This window comes from Variovorax sp. 10N412 (assembly GCF_056394985.1).
In genome coordinates this window covers 1-16,164 of sequence record NZ_JBFTIO010000001.1, presented here as the reverse complement: position 1 = coordinate 16,164, position 16,164 = coordinate 1, and the positions used below count along the sequence as shown (strand labels likewise).

Sequence of the window (16,164 nt, the reverse complement as noted above, 5' to 3'; positions counted from 1 at the left end):
AGGGCCAAGGCGAATTCGTCGCCCCGGCCCTTGCCGCGGCCCTCTCCCCAAGGAGAGAGGGCGCAGGTCACATCAGAAGCGCGTCACCGGCATGTCGGCGTCGGCCTTGTTCGGCGCGTACTTGCCCAGTTCCCACTTGGCGATCGCGTTGCGGTGCACTTCGTCCGGGCCGTCCGCGAAGCGCAGCGTGCGCGCATGCGCATAGGCGTTGGCGAGTGGGAAGTCGTCGCACATGCCGCCGCCGCCGTGCACCTGCATGGCCCAGTCGATCACCTGGCAGGCCATGGTGGGCGCGACCACCTTGATCATGGCGATCTCGTTCTTGGCGACCTTGTTGCCGGCCACGTCCATCAGCCAGGCGGCCTTGAGCGTGAGCAGGCGCGCCATGTCGATCTTGCAGCGCGCTTCGGCGATGCGTTCCTGCGTCACGGTCTGCGACGCCACGGTCTTGCCGAAGGCCACGCGCGACGAGGCGCGCTTGCACATCAGCTCGAGCGCGCGCTCGGCCAGGCCGATCAGGCGCATGCAGTGGTGGATGCGTCCCGGGCCGAGGCGGCCTTGGGCGATCTCGAAGCCGCGGCCTTCGCCGAGCAGGATGTTGCCCACCGGCACGCGGACGTTCTCGAAGTACATCTCGACGTGGCCGTGCGGCGCATCGTCGTAGCCCATCACGTTGAGCGGGCGCACGATGCGGATGCCCTTGGCGTCCGCCGGCACGATGACCATGCTCTGCTGCGAATGGCGGGGTGCGTCGGGGTCGGTCTTGCCCATGGTGATGAACACCGCGCAGCGCGGATCGGCCGCGCCGGAAATCCACCACTTGTGGCCGTTGATCACGTACTCGTCGCCCTGGCGTTCGATGCGCGTCGCAATGTTGGTGGCGTCGCTGGAGGCCACGTCGGGCTCGGTCATGGCGAAGGCCGAGCGAATTTCGCCTTCGAGCAGCGGCTTGAGCCAGCGGGCCTTGATTTCTTCCGAGCCGTAGCGCGCGATGGTTTCCATGTTGCCGGTGTCGGGCGCCGAGCAGTTGAACGCCTCGCTCGCCCACGGCACCGCGCCCATGATCTCGGCCAGGGGTGCGTATTCCTGGTTGGTCAGGCCGGCGCCCGCGTAGCCGGAGGCAGAGGCGCTGTCGACCGGCAGGAACAGGTTCCACAGGCCCTGGGCCTTGGCCTTGTCCTTGACCTTCTCGACCGTCTTCAGCGCGCTCCAGCGCTTGCCGGCGACCGTGTTGGCGGCAAGCTCGGCGCTGTACTCGGCTTCGGCCGGGTAGATGTTCTCGTCCATGAACGCCTTGACGCGCTTCTGCAGATCCTTGGTCTTGGCCGAATATTCGAAATCCATCTTCGTCTCCTGGTGGGTGTAGGGGCGGGTTACGCCTTTTGGGCAAACTGCCAGGCCATTTCGGCCATGGGGCGCGCGCCGCGGGCCGAAGCCACGGCTTGTTCACTCGATGCCGTGCCGGCCTCGACCCGCTTGGCAATGCCTTGCAGGATCGCGGCCATGCGGAACAGGTTGTAGGCCTGGTAGAAGTTCCAGTCGGGCGCCAGCGCCTCGGGCGTGCTGATGCGGGTACGTTCGCAGTACCGGCGGATGTACTCGCTCTCGGTCGGGATGCCCAGCGAGACAAGGTCCACGCCGCCGATGCCGCGTCCCGTGGTGGGGGGCATGTGCCACGACATGCAGTGGTAGCTGAAGTCGGCCAGCGGATGGCCCAACGTGGAAAGCTCCCAGTCGAGCACCGCGATGATGCGCGGCTCGGTGGGGTGGAACATGACGTTGTCCAGGCGGTAGTCGCCATGGACGATCGACACCTTGCTCTCGTCGCGTGCGCTTGCCGGCATGTGGGCGGGCAGCCAGTCGATCAGCCGCTCCATGGCCTCGATCGGCTGCGAGAGTTCGCCCGCGCCGTCCGCCGAAGCCTTGTACTGCTTGCTCCAGCGGCCGATCTGGCGTTCGAAGTAGTTGCCGGGCTTGCCGTAGTCGGCCAGGCCGCGGGCGGCGAAATCGACCGTGTGCAGCGCTGCGATCACGCGGTTCATCTCGTCGTAGTAGGCGGCCCGCTCGGCGTTGCTGAAGCCCGGCAGCGACTGATCCCAGAGCACGCGGCCCTGCATGAATTCCATGACGTAGAAGGCGCGGCCGATGATGGCTTCGTCTTCGCACAGGCAGTGCATGCGCGGCACCGGCACGTCGGTGCCCGCGAGGCCGCGCATGACCTTGAACTCGCGTTCCACCGCATGGGCCGAGGGCAGCAGCTTGGCGACCGGGCCCGGCTTGGCGCGCATCACATAGCTCTGCGACGGCGTGAGGAGTTTGTAGGTCGGGTTCGACTGGCCGCCCTTGAACATCTCGACCGTGAGCGGACCCTTGAACCCCTCGAGGTTTTTCTCGAGCCAGGCCGCAAGCGCATCGACGTCGAAGGCATGCTGTTGCGAGACGGCACGGGTGCCGATGAAGTTGGAGAAGTCCTGGCTCATGTCGGTTGTGTCTTGCGTTCTAGTTTTCGGCTTCCGAGACGCGCATCAATGCCGCGCGGTCCAGGATCACGAGGCCGCTGGTCTCGATGCGGATGGTGCCCTCGCGCTCCATGGTCTTGAGCTCCTGGTTGACCCGCTGGCGCGAGGCGCCCAGCAGCTGCGCCAGCTCCTCCTGCGCCAGTTGCAGGCCGATGCGCATCTGGCTGCCGTCGTCCAGGTTCGGTACGCCGTAGCTGCGCACCAGGTGAACCAGCTGCTTGGCCAGCCGGGCGCGCAGGGGCAGGGTGTTCAAGTCTTCCACCAGCCCGAACAGCGTGCGGATGCGGCGCGCCTGCAGCCGCATCAGCGCTTCGTACAGTTCCACGTGCGCGGTCAGGATCTTCTGGAAGTCGGCCCGCGCCACGCACAGGATGGTGCTGTCCCCATGCGCATAGGCGTCGTGCGTGCGCCGGTCCCCGTCGAACATCGCCACGTCGCCGAACCAGATGCCCGGCTCCACGTAGGTCAGCGTCACCTGCTTGCCGGAGACAGCCGTCGAACTCACGCGCACTGCGCCCTTGGCGCAGGCAATCCAGTGTTCGGGCGGGTCGCCGCGGGCGGCGATCAGGTCGCCGTCCTTGTAGCGTTTGACGAAAGCACATCGGAGGATGTCGTGCCGTAGCGATGGAGATAGGGAAGAAAACCAGCGACCACTGTTGATCGCTTCACGTTCTTCGATAGTAAGAATGGGGTCGTCCATTGGTCTGTCCTCTCGGCGACTGAAAAGGCGGGGGGTGTCACGGGAGCGACGCAGCGCTGCGTCACTCGTACCGGGGCGGTTTCTTGTCGAGGAACGCGGCAATGCCGATGCCCGCGTTCGCATGGTGGAGGTTGCGCACGAAGTGGTCGCGCTCCTGCGAGAGCTGCGACGCGAGCGTGGCGCCGCGCGCATCGCTCAGCAGCTCCTTGATGCTGGCCAGCGAGTTCGGCGCGCGTGCATTGAGCCTGGTGGCCAGGGCCAGTGCGCCTGCGAGCGCCTGTCCGCTTTCCGTGAGTTCGTTGACGAGGCCATGCGCATGCAGGCGCGCCGCGTCGATGCGCTCGCCGTTCATGAGCCATTCGCTCGCCAGTTGCCGTGGCAACTGCCGCCCCAGATGCCAGCTCAGGCCGCCGTCGGGCGACAGCGCCACGTTGCTGTACGAGGCCGCGAACACCGCGTCGCGTGCCGCCACCACGAAGTCGCAGGCCAGCGCGAGCGAGAAGCCCGCGCCGGCGGCCGCCCCTTCGACCGCCGCGATGATCGGCTTGGGGAAGGTGCGGATCGAATCGATCCAGTTGTGCAGGCCCTCGATGCTCTCTGCCTGCACCGAGCGGTCGAGCTGGCGGTTGGTCAGCAGCCGCTGCAGCGAGCCGCCGGCGCAGAACCAGGCGCCTTCGCCCACGATGACCACGCTGCGGATCTCCGCGCTGCCCTCGGCGCCGTTGAGCGCCTCGATGCCCGCGGCGTAGATCTCTGGGCCCAGGGCGTTGCGCTGGGCGGGGTTGGCGATCGTCAGCACCATGGTGCTGCCTTCGCTCGTGCTCTTGAGTTCGGCGGTCATTGCGTGTCTCCGGCTTTTTATTCTTCTTCGTGCAGCAGGCTCAGGCCCAGCGCGCCGCGGCGGCGCAGCCACGGGCTCGGGCGATAGCGCGGGTCGCCGTACACGGTCTGCAGGTTGAACAGCACCTCGAGCATGTTGGTCGGGCCGTAGAGGTTGCCCATGGCGAGCGGGCCGCGCGGGTAGCCCAGGCCCAGCTGCACGGCGGTTTCGAGGTCGGCCGGCGTGCACACGCGCTGCTGGCACATGTCGGCCGCGATGTTGACGATGGCGCCGACCACGCGCTGCGTGACGAAGCCGCCGCTGTCGCGGATCACGCTCACGGCCTTGCCGTCTCGCGCGAACAGGGCGTGCGCGGTGTCGCGCATGTCGCGGCGCGTGGCCGGGTTGGTGGCGAGCACGCGGCGCTTGGTGGCGGCGTCGTCGATCAGCATGTCGATGCCGACGGTGCGCGTGGCATCCAGGCGCTCGACCGCGGCCACCGTGGTCACGTCGAAGCCCAGCGGCGCCACCAGGATCAGCGAATGCGCGGCAGGCGCGGCGCCGCTGTCGATCTGCGCGCCCAGCGTGTTCACCAGGCGCAGCAGCTCGGCGCGCCGCGCGGCGCGCGGCGACACCCACACCGAGGGCGTGCCTTCGGCCACCGGGGGGGCGGCCTCGGGCGTCTGCTGCATCACGCCGTCGGTGTAGCGGTAGAAGCCTTCGCCGGTCTTGCGGCCGAGCACGCCCGCAGCCAGGCGCTGTGCGGTGATCACGCTCGGGCGGAAGCGCGGTTCCTCGAAGTACTGGTGGTAGATCGACTCCATCACCGGGTGCGACACGTCGAGCGCGGTCAGGTCCAGCAGCTCGAACGGGCCGAGGCGAAAGCCGGCCTGGTCCTTCAGGATGCGGTCGATCGTCGCGAAGTCGGCCACACCTTCGCCCACGATGCGCAGCGCCTCAGTGCCGTAGCCGCGGCCGGCGTGGTTCACGATGAAGCCGGGCGTGTCCTGCGCCTGCACTGCGCTGTGGCCCATCTGCCTGGCATACCCCGCCAGTTGCGTGCACACCCCGGCCGCGGTCTTGAAGCCGGCCACCACCTCGACCACCTTCATCAGCGGCACGGGGTTGAAGAAGTGGAAGCCCGCGAAGCGCTCAGGGCGCTGGAGCCCGGCCGCGATGGCCGTCACGGAGAGCGAAGAGGTGTTGGTGACCAGCGTGGCGGTGTCGGCGACCACGCCCTCGAGCTCGCGGAAAAGCTTGCGCTTGACCTCGAGGTCTTCGATCACCGCCTCGACCACCAGGTCGCAGTCGGCCAGCGCCTGCAGCGCATCGACGGCCTTCACACGGGCGATGTAGGCATCGCGCGTGGCGGCGTCGATCTTGTTTTTCTCGTGCAGCTTGTTCCACTGGGCGACCAGGGCTTCGCGCCCGCGCTCGGCGGCGCCGGCGAAGCTGTCGAGCAGCAGCACGTCGCTGCCTGCCTGGGCGGCAATCTGCGCGATGCCGCGACCCATGGCCCCGGCGCCGACGACGCCGATTCGGGTGTAGTTCACTGTCATTTGCTGGAAGTCTTCAATGGTTGGATGGGTTCCGGGCCCGCCGCGCAGGCGATGGGGCAGTTGCCGCGGGCGCGCTGTCGAAGGCTCCGATTTTGCAGCGCCGCGCGCAAGTGACGTGACGGGTTTTACGCGGAGGCCTTTTTCTGCGGGCAGGCCTTCGAACAGTCAGGCCGGCCGGCCGCTTCGGTCGATGGCCACGCTCAGCGCCATGGCCAGCACCAGCACGGCGAGGCCGAGCCAGCTCATCCAGGCCCCTGCGTCGTTGGCCAGCAGCCAGCCGCCGAGCGCGGCGCCCACCGCCTGGCCCGTGTAGATGCCCGAGCTGTTCAGCGCCACCGAGCCCGGCGCGAGGGCAGGTGCAAGGCCCACCAGGCGCGCTTGCTGGGCCGAATTGGTCGCAAAGCAGCCCAACCCCCAGGGCACCAGCACCACGGCCAGCCAGGCGAGCGTGGAAGCCAGCGGCCACAGCAGCAGGCTCACGGCGATCAATGCGCTGGTGATGAGCACCATGCGCCCGGCGCCGACACGGTCGATGTACCGGCTGACCACCATGTTGCCGATCAGGCCGAAGATGCCGAACAGTGCCCATATCACGCTGAGCGCGGTCGCATCGGCGCCGTAGCTCTGCTTGAGGATCGGGCCGAAATAGCTGGACAGCACGAACTGGCCCGCGCCCTGCAGCGCCGTGACCGAGACGATGCCCATCAGCACCGGGCTGCGCAGCACACGCGACCAGGCCGCCGCCGTCAGCACGGCGGGACGAATGCCGTTCGGCAAGGTCAGCCAGATCGATGCGGCGCTCGCGACGCTGAGGGCGGCGATGGCCGTGAATGCCATGCGCCAGCCCAGATGTCCGCCGATCAACGCGCCGATGGGCAGGCCCAGCACCGAGGCCATGGACCAGCCCAGAAAGACGAAGGTCACGGCGCGCCCGCGCTGCTCCGCCGGCACCAGCATGCCAACGCACGCCGCGGCCTGCGGGGTGAAGATGGCCGGCGCAATGACCGTGAGCATGCGTACCGGCAGGAGGGCGCCGAAGCTCGGCATCCAGGCCGCGAGCAGGTGCCCGGCGGCGTACCAGAGCATGGTGAGGGCCAGCAGCTGGCGCCGGTCCCAGCCCGCGACCGCGGCGGCCAGCAGCGGCGCGCCGATGCACATCACCACCGCGGCGGCCGTGATCAGTTGCCCGGCGGTGGCAACGCCGACCGACAGCGACGTGCTGATTTCATTGAGCGTGCCCGGCACCACCATCACGCCGGTGCCGATCACGAAGTTGCCGGCGAGCAGCGCCCAGAGCGCACGTTGCGACGTGCGCTGCGGCGCGACCGGACTCACCGGCGGACCTGCAGCGCGCCCGGATTCACGATGTTGGTGGGATTGCCGTTGATGTAGCTCACGACGTTGTCGAACGCCTGGCCGAAGTAGCTCTCGTAGCTTTCCTGCTCCACGTAGCCGATGTGCGGCGTGCAGATGCAGTTCTCCAGCCGAAGCAGCGCGTGGCCCTGCAGCGGCGGCTCGCTCTCGAACACGTCGATGGCGGCCAGTCCCGGGCGGCCGCGGTTGAGCGCGGCGAGCAGGGCGTCGGCTTCGACCAGTTCGGCGCGCGAGGTGTTGACGAACAGCGCCGTCGGCTTCATGCGGGAGAGGTCTTCCAGCGTGATGAGGCCGTTGGTCTCTTCGTTGAGCCGCAGATGCACCGACAGCACGTCGGCGGCGGCGAAGAATTCATGGCGATTCTGTGCGACCTGGAAGCCGTCGGATCGGGCCTTGGCGCAGCTGGCTTCACGCCCCCAGATCACGACCTGCATGCCGAACGCCTGCCCGTAGCGCGCCACGAGTTGGCCGATGCGGCCATAGCCCCAGATGCACAGCGTCTTGCCCTTGAGCACGGAGCCGAGTCCGAAATTGGGTGGCATCGACGCCGACTTGAGCCCGGATTGCTGCCACGCGCCGTGCTTGAGGTTGCTGATGTACTGCGGCAGCCGGCGCATGGCGGCCATGATGAGTGCCCAGGTGAGTTCGGCAGGCGCTTGCGGAGAGCCGGAACCCTCGGCCACTGCCACGCCGCGCTCGGTACATGCCGCGACGTCGATGTGGCCGGCGACGCGCCCGGTCTGCGAAATGAGCTTGAGCTTGGGCAGCTTTTCGATGAGCTGGCGAGAAATCTGGGAGCGCTCGCGAATCAGCACGATCACATCGGCGTCCTTGAGGCGAACCGACAGTTGCCCGATGCCTTTCACCGTGTTGGTGTAGACCTTGGCCGCGTACGCGTCCAGCTTGGCGGCGCAGCGCAATTTGCGCACCGCGTCCTGGTAGTCGTCGAGGATCACAATGTTCATGGCGTGCCATTGTGCCTCGCAGCATTGGCATGTCGCACCAGTGAACGTTTGGATACCCGGCCCGCGGCGGCTTCCGGGCCCCTCCGCAGGGGCGTTTTGCGTCAGTGCAGCCGCGTCGAGCGGTGGACCGTGGCCAGGGTTTCTGCGGCTTCGAGCGCGGCCAGCCGGTCGAGCTCGTCGCACACGTCGGCCATGCGCCCGGAGATCACGACGCGGTTGTTGCGCTGCTGGCCTTTGCCGTCGACCACGCGAACCACGCGCAGGGGACGTGCAGGGGCCGTGGCGACCTCGGGCGCCGTGGCGTTGCCGCCGACGCGGGTGGTGCAAGCGGGGCGCACGGCCACGTAGCGCAATCCGGCGGACGTGTCGTTGGCGTCGAGCCGATCCCTGGCGTGGGGGCGGCGCGCCGGAATCAGGCGGTTGGCCAGCGATTGCAGCGGCATCCAGAAATCAGCGATGGCGAGGAGGGCGATTCCCATGTGAACTCCAAAAAAGTATGAGGTTGAACACAGGCAGGATTTCTTGAATCGGCCGCGACAGGGTGATGGCGACTTCGCGCCATACGCCCGCCACCTGTCGCGGCCGGATGAGGTGCTGTTGCCAGCAGGCCATGGGCCTACATGAGCATGGTGTTGCGGATGAGCCCGACCGCGAGTCCTTCTATTTCGAAGGGCTCGCCCGGCTGCACGATGATGGTCGGGTAGTCGGGATTTTCGGCGTGCAGCTCGATGACCTGCTTGTTGCGCTTGAGGCGCTTGACGGTCACTTCTTCGCCCAGCCGCGCAACCACGATTTGCCCGTTGCGCGCTTCCTTGGTGGCCTGCACGGCGAGCAGGTCGCCGTCCATGATGCCGGCGTCGCGCATCGACATGCCGCGCACCTTCAGCAGGTAGTCGGGCTGGCGCTGGAACAGCGTGTTCTCGACGTAGTAGGTCTGGTCGACATGCTCTTGCGCCAGGATGGGAGAGCCGGCTGCGACACGGCCGATGAGCGGCAGCGCCAGCTGGGCCATGCCAGGCAGCGAGAGCGAGAACTGGCCGCCTTCGCGGTGGCGCGTTTCGTTGAGCGAGCGCAGGGCGTCGCCCTTGAGGCGAATGCCGCGCGAGGTGCCGCTGACGAGTTCGATCACGCCCTTGCGGGCCAGCGCCTGGAGGTGTTCTTCGGCGGCATTGGCCGACTTGAACCCCAGCTCATTGGCGATTTCGGCGCGCGTGGGTGGCGCACCGGTGCGTGCGATGGCACTCTGGATCAAGTCCAGGATCTGCTGCTGGCGGGCTGTAAGCTTCACGGCGAACTGCATATGTGGTTCCTTGCGGCACTGGGTAGATATCCAGTAGCTGTATTTTTAACCAGTTTTTAAAAGTTGACAAGTCATGGTCAATTCCCCTTTGCCTGACGTGCGCCGCGTGGTGGTGCTGGGTACCGGCGGCACCATCGCTGGCAAGGCTGCCAGCAGCGGTGACAACATCGGCTACACCGCAGGGCAGGTGGGCGTGGCCGACCTGCTGGGCGGCATCGAGCCACCCGCAGGAGTGACGCTGGTCGCAGAGCAGGTGGCGCAACTCGACAGCAAGGACATGTCGTTCGAGGTCTGGCAGAAGCTGGCTCAGCGCTGCGCGCATTGGCTCGCGCAACCGGACGTGGCGGGCATTGTGATCACGCACGGCACGGACACGCTCGAGGAAACGGCCTTCTTCCTGCACAGTGTGCTGGCGGCGACCAAGCCGATCGTGCTGACTTGCGCGATGCGACCCGCGACCGCGCTGGCGCCCGATGGACCCCAGAACGTCAGGGACGCCCTCGGCGTTGCTGTCACTGCAGGCGCGCGGGGTGTGACGGCGGTGTGCGCTGGAACCATCCACAGCGGTCTGGACATCCAGAAGACCCACACCTACCGGCTGGAAGCCTTTGCGTCAGGCGATGCCGGGCCGGTGGGCTATGTGGAGGAAGGGGAAGTGCGCCTGGTCCGGGCATGGCCCGAAGCGGCTGTGTCTCGCAGGGCGAAGATCTTCGACGCCAGCGGCTTGCGGTGGCCTCGCGTCGAGATCGTCATGAGCTATGCAGGTGCCAGTGGCGCGCTGATCGATGCGCTTGTCCAGTCGAACGGTGCTGAGCCGCTGCGAGGACTGGTGCTCGCGGCAACCGGCAACGGCACGCTGCACCACTCGCTCGAACACGCCGCGCTGAAGGCTCAGGCCGAAGGTGTGGCGGTGATTCGTGCCACGCGATGCGTGAACGGACGCATCCTGCCGAAAGCAGGCGATCAACTCCGCGACGCAGGCGCGTTGACGCCGGTGAAGGCGCGCATCGCGCTGATGCTCGAACTGCTCGGGTAAGAGAGAAAGCCGCCCCGTGCAAATGGCCGGGGGCGGCTGCGAAATCAGCTGCTCAGTGCGGCCAGCGCACGCTGGGTGATTTCATCGACCGTGCCCACGCCCTTGATGGCGCGATACTTCGGCGCGGCGGCGGGGTCGGCCTTGGCCCAGGCCGAGTAGTAGTCCACCAGGGGGCGCGTCTGCTGGCTGTACACGTCCAGTCGCTTGCCCACGGTTTCTTCCTTGTCGTCTTCGCGCTGGATCAGGTCTTCTCCCGTCACGTCGTCCTTGCCTTCCACCTTGGGCGGGTTGAATTTGACGTGGTAGGTGCGCCCCGATGCCGGGTGCGAGCGACGGCCGCTCATGCGTTCGATGATGTCGCTGAAGGGCACGTCGATCTCAAGCACGTAGTCAAGCTTGACGCCGGCTGCCTTCATGGCGTCGGCCTGAGGAATGGTGCGCGGGAAGCCGTCGAACAGGAATCCGCTGGCGCAGTCGTCTTGGGCAATGCGTTCCTTCACCAGATTGATGATCAGGTCGTCGCTGACCAGTGCGCCCGCATCCATGATGGCCTTGGCCTGTTGCCCCAGCGGCGTGCCTGCCTTGACGGCGGCGCGCAGCATGTCGCCAGTCGAGATTTGGGGAATGCTGTATTTCTGGCAAATGAAGGCCGCCTGCGTGCCTTTGCCCGCCCCGGGCGCGCCCAGCAAAATTAGTCTCATGGTGTCCTCGGACGGTTCTTAGATTTTGTGTCGCACCAAGCGTCGGCCCGAGGGCTTGGCAAGGCGGAATTGCTTCGAGGATAGCATGCGTGCCCCTCTAGAAATCCCCGCGTTTCCCACCGGGGCGGCGGTTTTCTCAGGCGGTGGGGCCTGCGGCAAACACGGCACGGACCCGCGCCAGGTCTTCGGGCGTGTCGATGCCCGGACCGGGCGCGACATCGCTCACATGCACCGCAATGCGGTGACCGTGCCACAGCGCGCGCAGTTGCTCCAGCGCCTCGGTCGCCTCGACGGGCGCGGGCGCAAGCAACGGAAACTTGCGCACGAAGGCCGCGCGGTAGCCGTAGATGCCGATGTGCCGCAATGGCGCCGGGGTGGGCACCACGCTCGGCGCTGCGCCGCTGGCGGAGCCGTCGCGCCACCATGGAACGGGCGCGCGGCTGAAGTACATGGCGTTGCCTTGCGCATCGAGCACGGCCTTCACCACGTTCGGGTTCATGAAATCGGAGATCGAATCGATCGCGTGGGCCGCGGTGCTCATGTCGGCTTCGGCGTGGCTGGCCAGCGTGGACGCCACGGCATCGATCAGCGCAGGGTCGATCAGCGGTTCGTCGCCCTGGACGTTCACCACGATATCGTCGCCGTCCAGTCCCAGTTGCTCGCAGGCTTCGGCCAGCCGGTCGGTGCCGCTGGGATGGTCCTGGCGGGTCAGGATGGCCTCGACGCCATGCGCCTTGCATGCCGAAACGATGGAGGGGTCGTCGCCGGCGACCACCACGCGCGAGGCGCCGGATTCGCTGGCACGCCGGGCCACGCGCACCACCATGGGCACGCCGGCGATGTCGGCCAGGGGTTTGTTGGGAAGCCGCGTGGACGCCAGGCGCGCCGGCACCAGGACGGTGAAGCTCACAGCCCGAGCTCTTCGTCAGACAGCGTGCGAGCTTCGTTCTCCAGCAGCACCGGAATGCCGTCGCGCACCGGGTAGGCGAGGCGTGCGCTGCGCGAGCAGAGCTCCTGCTTCTCGGGGTTCCAGGTCAGCGGACCTTTGGTGACGGGGCAGACGAGCAGTTCAAGCAGCTTGGTATCCATCGAGCGATGATAGCTTTGCGTCGAGTGCGGTGAAGAATTCTGCGGAGGGCGTGAACTCCAGCGGCACCGCCAGGGCATCGGGGGCTTTGCGCCACAGCTTCACGGCGTCTTTTTCGGTGCAGACCAGCGTTCGTTCGGCTGCGTCCGGCCGTTGCCAATTTTCGAAGTCGTAGTGATCCGGCAGCGGCACGGTCTTGGCAAGCGTGAGGCCGCGCGCGCGCAGCATGTCGAAAAAGGACTCCGGCCGTGCAATCGCCGCTGTGGCAATCAATGGCCAGCCGACGAGCGTGCCCAATGGCACGCGCTTGCCGTCATGGGTCAGGGCGTCCTGCGCGAGGCGGCGCGTGGCGGTGTAGCCCCCGGCGAAGGCAGGGTGTGCGCCGCTGTGGAGCACCAAGTCGCAGGCGCGCGGCCAGGCTTCGCGCAAGGGGCCGGCGGGCAAGCGCCAGCCGTTTCCGATGCCCCGGTCGTCGAACACGCAGATTTCGATGTCGCGTGCCAGCGCCAGGTGCTGCAGGCCGTCGTCGCTGACGATCACCTGCGTGGCGGGGTGCCGGGCGAGCAGTGCGCGTGCTGCCTCGACACGCCTGCGTGCCACGAACACAGGCGCCTGGGTCGCGTGGTGAATCAGCGCGGGTTCGTCGCCGACGTCCAGCGGGTCGCTGTCGGCGAGCACTTCACGGCAGTCGTCCGTGCGCCGGCCGTAGCCGCGCGACACCACGCCCACCTGCAGCCCGAGCGCGCGAAGGTGCTCCACCACGGCCATCACCACCGGCGTCTTGCCCGCGCCGCCGGCGATCACGTTGCCGACCACGATCACCGGCACCGGCACGCGCTCGGTCGGCAGCCAACCGAAGCGATACATCCAGCCTCGAACGGCGAAGAGCGCTGCATACAGCTGCGACAGCGGCCACAGCAGGCATGCCAAGGGCCCGCGCCGCAGCCACGCACTTTGCAGCCGCGAGGCTGGCGCTGCGCCGCTGCTGCCTTCGGAAGGATGCACTCAGCGCCCGGCTTGCGCCGTCGACTGGGCGGCGAAGGTGATCTGCATCAGGCCGGCGCGACGCGCGGCCTCCATGACGGTGACCACGGCCTGGTGCGGGCTTGTGGCGTCGGCGCTGATGATCACCACACTGTCCTTGCCGCCGGTGGCCGCGGCCGCGAGCGCTGCGGCCACCGTCTCCACGCTGCGGTCGGGCAAGGCGGTCTTGTTGATCGAGTAACGGCCGTCGGCCGAGACCGCCACGATCACTTCCTTGGGGTAGTCGCGCTGCGCGTCGACGTCCGCAGTCGGCAGCCGCAGTTGCATCTCGGTGAACTTGCTGTAGGTGGTCGACAGCATCAGAAAGATCAGAATCACCAGCAGCACGTCGATGAACGGGATCAGGTTGATCTCCGGCTCGTCGCGCGCGCCGTGGCGGAACTGCATGCGGCCGCGGGTCATGAAAAGCCTCCGGCGTGTTGCCCCGAGGAGGCGGCTGCCCCCGCGGGGGAGCGCGCAGCACACGCAGTGGCAAGCGTCGAGGTCGTCATTTGCGCAGGGCGTTCAGATGCCGCGCGAAGCGCTCGCCGGAAAGCTCGAGGTTCAGCAGGTAACCGTCGACGCGGCTGCGGAAGTAGCGCCAGAAGATCAACGTCGGAATGGCCACCATCAGGCCGAAGGCCGTGTTGTACAGCGCAATCGAGATGCCGTGCGCCAGTTGCGCTGGGTTGCCCGCGCCGACGGCGCCACTGCCCGGCGATTGCGAGCCGAAGATCTCGATCATGCCGATCACCGTGCCCAGCAGGCCCAGCAGCGGCGCTGCCGAGGCGATGGTGGCCAGGGCAGGGAGGTAGCGTTCCAGCTTGTGCGCCACGGTGCGGCCCGCGGCTTCCATGGCGGCGCGCAGGTCGTCTTCGGAGCAACGCGGGTTGGCGTTGAGCGCGCGCAGTCCGGCGGCCAGGACCTGGCCGAGCATCGAGTTGCGTTCCAGCTTGGTCACCACCTCAGGTCCCGGAATGGCGGTGTGCGACACGGTGATGGTTTCGTCCAGCAGCTTGGGCGGAAACACCCTCACGGTCTTCAGACTCGTGAAACGTTCTATAACCAGCGCGAGCGCAATGACTGAACAGGCGAGCAATGGCCAGATGGGCCAACCCGCGGCAACTATGATGGAAAACAAGAAAAATCCTCCGGTCCGTAGACTGCAAATGCGCGGCGATTATCCACTGAGCCCACCATCGGCATGTGCCTTGTTTGGGTGTCGGCAGAGACGCACAGATTCTGTGGATAACTTTGTGACTAACCTGCTGCGTAACGCGTCCAAACCCGCATGGGGCGGCCTTTTCGCTGAAACGACTGAATTTTGAGCAGCACTTTTTTCAATGAAATCAACGGCTTGCACGAGAACCCGTGCGCCTGTTCCGCTGTGTGGGCCGCGTGCAACTCCCCGGCAGCGTGTTGTGGAAGAGTGGCTTCAGGCCCTGCGTGTCGCGCGTGAGCTTGCGTGACGTGAATTCCGCGCCCGGACCGCGCGTGTGGGCCGTCGGCGCCTTGTGCCGCGCCGTCGGTGATGCGCTCGACGCACGCTTCAATCCCGTCTCGGTTCGGGGCGAGATTTCCGGCTTTTCTCGGGCCTCCAGCGGACACTGTTATTTCTCGCTCAAGGACGAGTCCGGGCAGTTGCGCTGCGCGATGTTCCGCCGCGCGGCCGGCCTCCTCGACTTTTCGCCGCGTGACGGCGACCAGGTCGAGGTGCGGGGGCGCCTCGCAATCTACGAGCCGCGCGGCGACTTGCAACTGGTGGTCGAGAGCCTGCGGCGTGCCGGGCAGGGCGCCTTGTTCGAGCAGTTCATGCAGCGCAAGGCACGGCTCGAGGCCGAAGGGCTGTTCGACCCGGCGCGCAAGCGAGCATTGCCGACGATGCCGCGTGCGGTCGGGGTCGTCACCTCGCTGGGCGCCGCGGCCCTGCACGACGTGGTAACGGCGCTGCGGCGGCGGGTTCCGCACATTCCGGTCGTGGTTGCGCCGGCGGCAGTGCAGGGTGCCAATGCACCGGCGGAACTGGTGCGTGCGCTGCAGTCGCTCTATGACCTGGAGCCCGCCGTCGACGTCATCCTGCTGGTGCGCGGCGGCGGCTCGATCGAGGACCTGTGGGCCTTCAACGACGAGACCCTGGCGCGCACCATCGTGCAAAGCCCGGTGCCTGTCATCAGCGGCGTCGGGCACGAGACTGACTTCACGATCGCCGATTTCTGTGCCGACTTGCGTGCGCCCACGCCCACGGCCGCGGCGGAACTTGTCAGCGCACCGCGTGACTTGTGGCTCGGCGCGCTCGGTCTGCTCGACGAGCGGCTGAGCGATGCGCTGGGTGGCCGCCTCGATGCGCTGGGGCAGCGCCTCGACCAGGCGGCGACGCGTCTTGGCCGCCCCTCGAGCCTAGTGGCGCGCCAGCAGCTTCGCCTGGCACACCATGCGCAGCGTCTTCAGTACGCCCTGCTGTCGAGGCGCGAACGCTTGGCGCAAGTGCCGCGTTCGATCGCTGCCGACTTTCCCTTGAAGTTCGAACGCGCACTGACGCAGCGTCGCGAGCGCCTCGAGCGCGTGGCTTCGCGCCTGCGCCTGCTCGATCCTGCATTGGTCCTGCAGCGCGGCTACGCTTGGCTCACAGATACGGACGGTCGAGCGATCGTCAGCGCGGGGCAGCTGGCGCCGGGTGACGCTGTCACTGCTCGGCTTGCCGACGGCGAGGTCGGTCTGACCGTCACGCCGGGCGACGCAACGGGAAAGCGTCCGACGCGGTCTCGATGATTAATTCCTAGAATCCCTGTTTCCCCACAACCAAACCACGAGAAAACCATGGAACATGTGCTCCCACCCCTGCCGTATGCGCTCGACGCACTGGCACCCGAGTATTCGAAGGAAACCCTCGAGTACCACTACGGCAAGCACCACAACGCTTACGTCGTGAATCTCAACAACCTGCAAAAAGGCACCGAGTTCGAAGCCCTGACGCTGGAAGAGATCGTCAAGAAGGCCAGCGGCGGCATCTACAACAACGCCGCGCAGATCTGGAACCACACCTTCTTCTGGAACTGCATGAAGCCGCAGGGCGGCGGTGC

17 protein-coding genes and 1 pseudogene are annotated in these 16,164 nt (G+C 67.1%); 3 read left to right on the top strand and 15 right to left on the bottom strand.

Annotated elements, in window-relative coordinates; all coding sequences use genetic code 11:
• Positions 1-72: 72 nt before the first annotated feature.
• The 9 genes from AC1DJH_RS00090 to lexA form a co-directional block, all read right to left on the bottom strand.
• Positions 73-1,344, bottom strand: a complete 1,272-nt coding sequence (locus AC1DJH_RS00090; protein WP_472112572.1) for an acyl-CoA dehydrogenase family protein — start codon at positions 1,342-1,344, stop codon at positions 73-75.
• Positions 1,345-1,373: 29 nt separating this feature from the next.
• A complete protein-coding gene (locus AC1DJH_RS00085) occupies positions 1,374-2,480 on the bottom strand; it encodes a phosphotransferase (protein ID WP_435483691.1) in 1,107 nt (368 codons plus the stop codon).
• Positions 2,481-2,499: 19 nt separating this feature from the next.
• Positions 2,500-3,219, bottom strand: coding sequence for a Crp/Fnr family transcriptional regulator (locus tag AC1DJH_RS00080; protein ID WP_478184290.1), 720 nt, complete (start codon positions 3,217-3,219; stop codon positions 2,500-2,502).
• Positions 3,220-3,280: 61 nt separating this feature from the next.
• Positions 3,281-4,060: an oxepin-CoA hydrolase, alternative type gene (locus AC1DJH_RS00075; RefSeq protein ID WP_435483692.1), complete on the bottom strand. Its 780-nt coding sequence runs from the start codon at positions 4,058-4,060 to the stop codon at positions 3,281-3,283.
• 17 nt (positions 4,061-4,077) lie between these two features.
• Positions 4,078-5,598, bottom strand: a complete 1,521-nt coding sequence (locus AC1DJH_RS00070) for a 3-hydroxyacyl-CoA dehydrogenase (protein ID WP_478184289.1) — start codon at positions 5,596-5,598, stop codon at positions 4,078-4,080.
• Positions 5,599-5,763: 165 nt separating this feature from the next.
• Complete coding sequence (locus AC1DJH_RS00065; protein WP_478184288.1) at positions 5,764-6,933, bottom strand: MFS transporter; 1,170 nt, start codon at positions 6,931-6,933, stop codon at positions 5,764-5,766.
• On the bottom strand, positions 6,930-7,937 hold the full coding sequence (locus tag AC1DJH_RS00060) for a D-2-hydroxyacid dehydrogenase family protein (protein WP_435444051.1): 1,008 nt from the start codon (positions 7,935-7,937) through the stop codon (positions 6,930-6,932). Before AC1DJH_RS00060 ends, AC1DJH_RS00065 begins: the two co-directional genes overlap by 4 nt.
• A 101-nt stretch (positions 7,938-8,038) precedes the next feature.
• Positions 8,039-8,416 carry a hypothetical protein gene (locus tag AC1DJH_RS00055; protein WP_478184287.1) on the bottom strand — a complete coding sequence of 126 codons (378 nt, stop codon included), beginning with the start codon at positions 8,414-8,416 and terminating at the stop codon, positions 8,039-8,041.
• 137 nt (positions 8,417-8,553) lie between these two features.
• Positions 8,554-9,237: a transcriptional repressor LexA gene (lexA, locus tag AC1DJH_RS00050; protein WP_435436004.1), complete on the bottom strand. Its 684-nt coding sequence runs from the start codon at positions 9,235-9,237 to the stop codon at positions 8,554-8,556.
• 73 nt (positions 9,238-9,310) lie between these two features.
• Between lexA and AC1DJH_RS00045 the strand changes: the two genes are divergently transcribed.
• Entirely contained in the window at positions 9,311-10,273 is a 963-nt protein-coding gene (locus AC1DJH_RS00045) for an asparaginase (RefSeq protein WP_478184286.1), read from the top strand.
• Positions 10,274-10,317: 44 nt separating this feature from the next.
• Here the strand turns inward: AC1DJH_RS00045 and adk are convergent, their stop codons facing one another.
• From adk to AC1DJH_RS00015, 6 genes are all read right to left on the bottom strand, one after another.
• Positions 10,318-10,974, bottom strand: a complete 657-nt coding sequence (gene adk / locus AC1DJH_RS00040) for an adenylate kinase (protein ID WP_478184285.1) — start codon at positions 10,972-10,974, stop codon at positions 10,318-10,320.
• Between the two features lie 136 nt (positions 10,975-11,110).
• Complete coding sequence (kdsB, locus tag AC1DJH_RS00035; protein ID WP_472112556.1) at positions 11,111-11,884, bottom strand: 3-deoxy-manno-octulosonate cytidylyltransferase; 774 nt, start codon at positions 11,882-11,884, stop codon at positions 11,111-11,113.
• On the bottom strand, positions 11,881-12,063 hold the full coding sequence (locus AC1DJH_RS00030; RefSeq protein ID WP_007836935.1) for a Trm112 family protein: 183 nt from the start codon (positions 12,061-12,063) through the stop codon (positions 11,881-11,883). Before AC1DJH_RS00030 ends, kdsB begins: the two co-directional genes overlap by 4 nt.
• The gene (gene lpxK / locus AC1DJH_RS00025; protein WP_478184284.1) at positions 12,044-13,066 is read right to left on the bottom strand and encodes a tetraacyldisaccharide 4'-kinase; all 1,023 of its coding nucleotides are present in this window, start codon (positions 13,064-13,066) and stop codon (positions 12,044-12,046) included. Before lpxK ends, AC1DJH_RS00030 begins: the two co-directional genes overlap by 20 nt.
• Complete coding sequence (locus AC1DJH_RS00020) at positions 13,067-13,492, bottom strand: ExbD/TolR family protein (RefSeq protein ID WP_435483738.1); 426 nt, start codon at positions 13,490-13,492, stop codon at positions 13,067-13,069. It abuts the gene before it with no gap.
• A gap of 100 nt (positions 13,493-13,592) precedes the next feature.
• Positions 13,593-14,225, bottom strand: a complete 633-nt coding sequence (locus AC1DJH_RS00015; protein ID WP_472112549.1) for a MotA/TolQ/ExbB proton channel family protein — start codon at positions 14,223-14,225, stop codon at positions 13,593-13,595.
• A 314-nt stretch (positions 14,226-14,539) separates the two neighbouring features.
• Here AC1DJH_RS00015 and xseA point away from each other — a divergent pair, with 314 nt between their 5' ends.
• On the top strand, positions 14,540-15,853 hold the full coding sequence (gene xseA / locus AC1DJH_RS00010; RefSeq protein WP_478184978.1) for an exodeoxyribonuclease VII large subunit: 1,314 nt from the start codon (positions 14,540-14,542) through the stop codon (positions 15,851-15,853).
• Between the two features lie 48 nt (positions 15,854-15,901).
• A pseudogene (locus tag AC1DJH_RS00005) lies at positions 15,902-16,164 on the top strand (superoxide dismutase [Fe]); the annotation flags it as partial.

Coding starts and splice junctions, on each gene's coding strand:
- AC1DJH_RS00090 (WP_472112572.1), bottom strand. CDS start 1,344: ATGGATTTCGAATATTCGGCCAAGACCAAGGATCTGCAGAAGCGCGTC.
- AC1DJH_RS00085 (WP_435483691.1), bottom strand. CDS start 2,480: ATGAGCCAGGACTTCTCCAACTTCATCGGCACCCGTGCCGTCTCGCAA.
- AC1DJH_RS00080 (WP_478184290.1), bottom strand. CDS start 3,219: ATGGACGACCCCATTCTTACTATCGAAGAACGTGAAGCGATCAACAGT.
- AC1DJH_RS00075 (WP_435483692.1), bottom strand. CDS start 4,060: ATGACCGCCGAACTCAAGAGCACGAGCGAAGGCAGCACCATGGTGCTG.
- AC1DJH_RS00070 (WP_478184289.1), bottom strand. CDS start 5,598: ATGACAGTGAACTACACCCGAATCGGCGTCGTCGGCGCCGGGGCCATG.
- AC1DJH_RS00060 (WP_435444051.1), bottom strand. CDS start 7,937: ATGAACATTGTGATCCTCGACGACTACCAGGACGCGGTGCGCAAATTG.
- AC1DJH_RS00055 (WP_478184287.1), bottom strand. CDS start 8,416: ATGGGAATCGCCCTCCTCGCCATCGCTGATTTCTGGATGCCGCTGCAA.
- lexA (WP_435436004.1), bottom strand. CDS start 9,237: ATGCAGTTCGCCGTGAAGCTTACAGCCCGCCAGCAGCAGATCCTGGAC.
- AC1DJH_RS00045 (WP_478184286.1), top strand. CDS start 9,311: ATGGTCAATTCCCCTTTGCCTGACGTGCGCCGCGTGGTGGTGCTGGGT.
- adk (WP_478184285.1), bottom strand. CDS start 10,974: ATGAGACTAATTTTGCTGGGCGCGCCCGGGGCGGGCAAAGGCACGCAG.
- AC1DJH_RS00030 (WP_007836935.1), bottom strand. CDS start 12,063: ATGGATACCAAGCTGCTTGAACTGCTCGTCTGCCCCGTCACCAAAGGT.
- AC1DJH_RS00020 (WP_435483738.1), bottom strand. CDS start 13,492: ATGCAGTTCCGCCACGGCGCGCGCGACGAGCCGGAGATCAACCTGATC.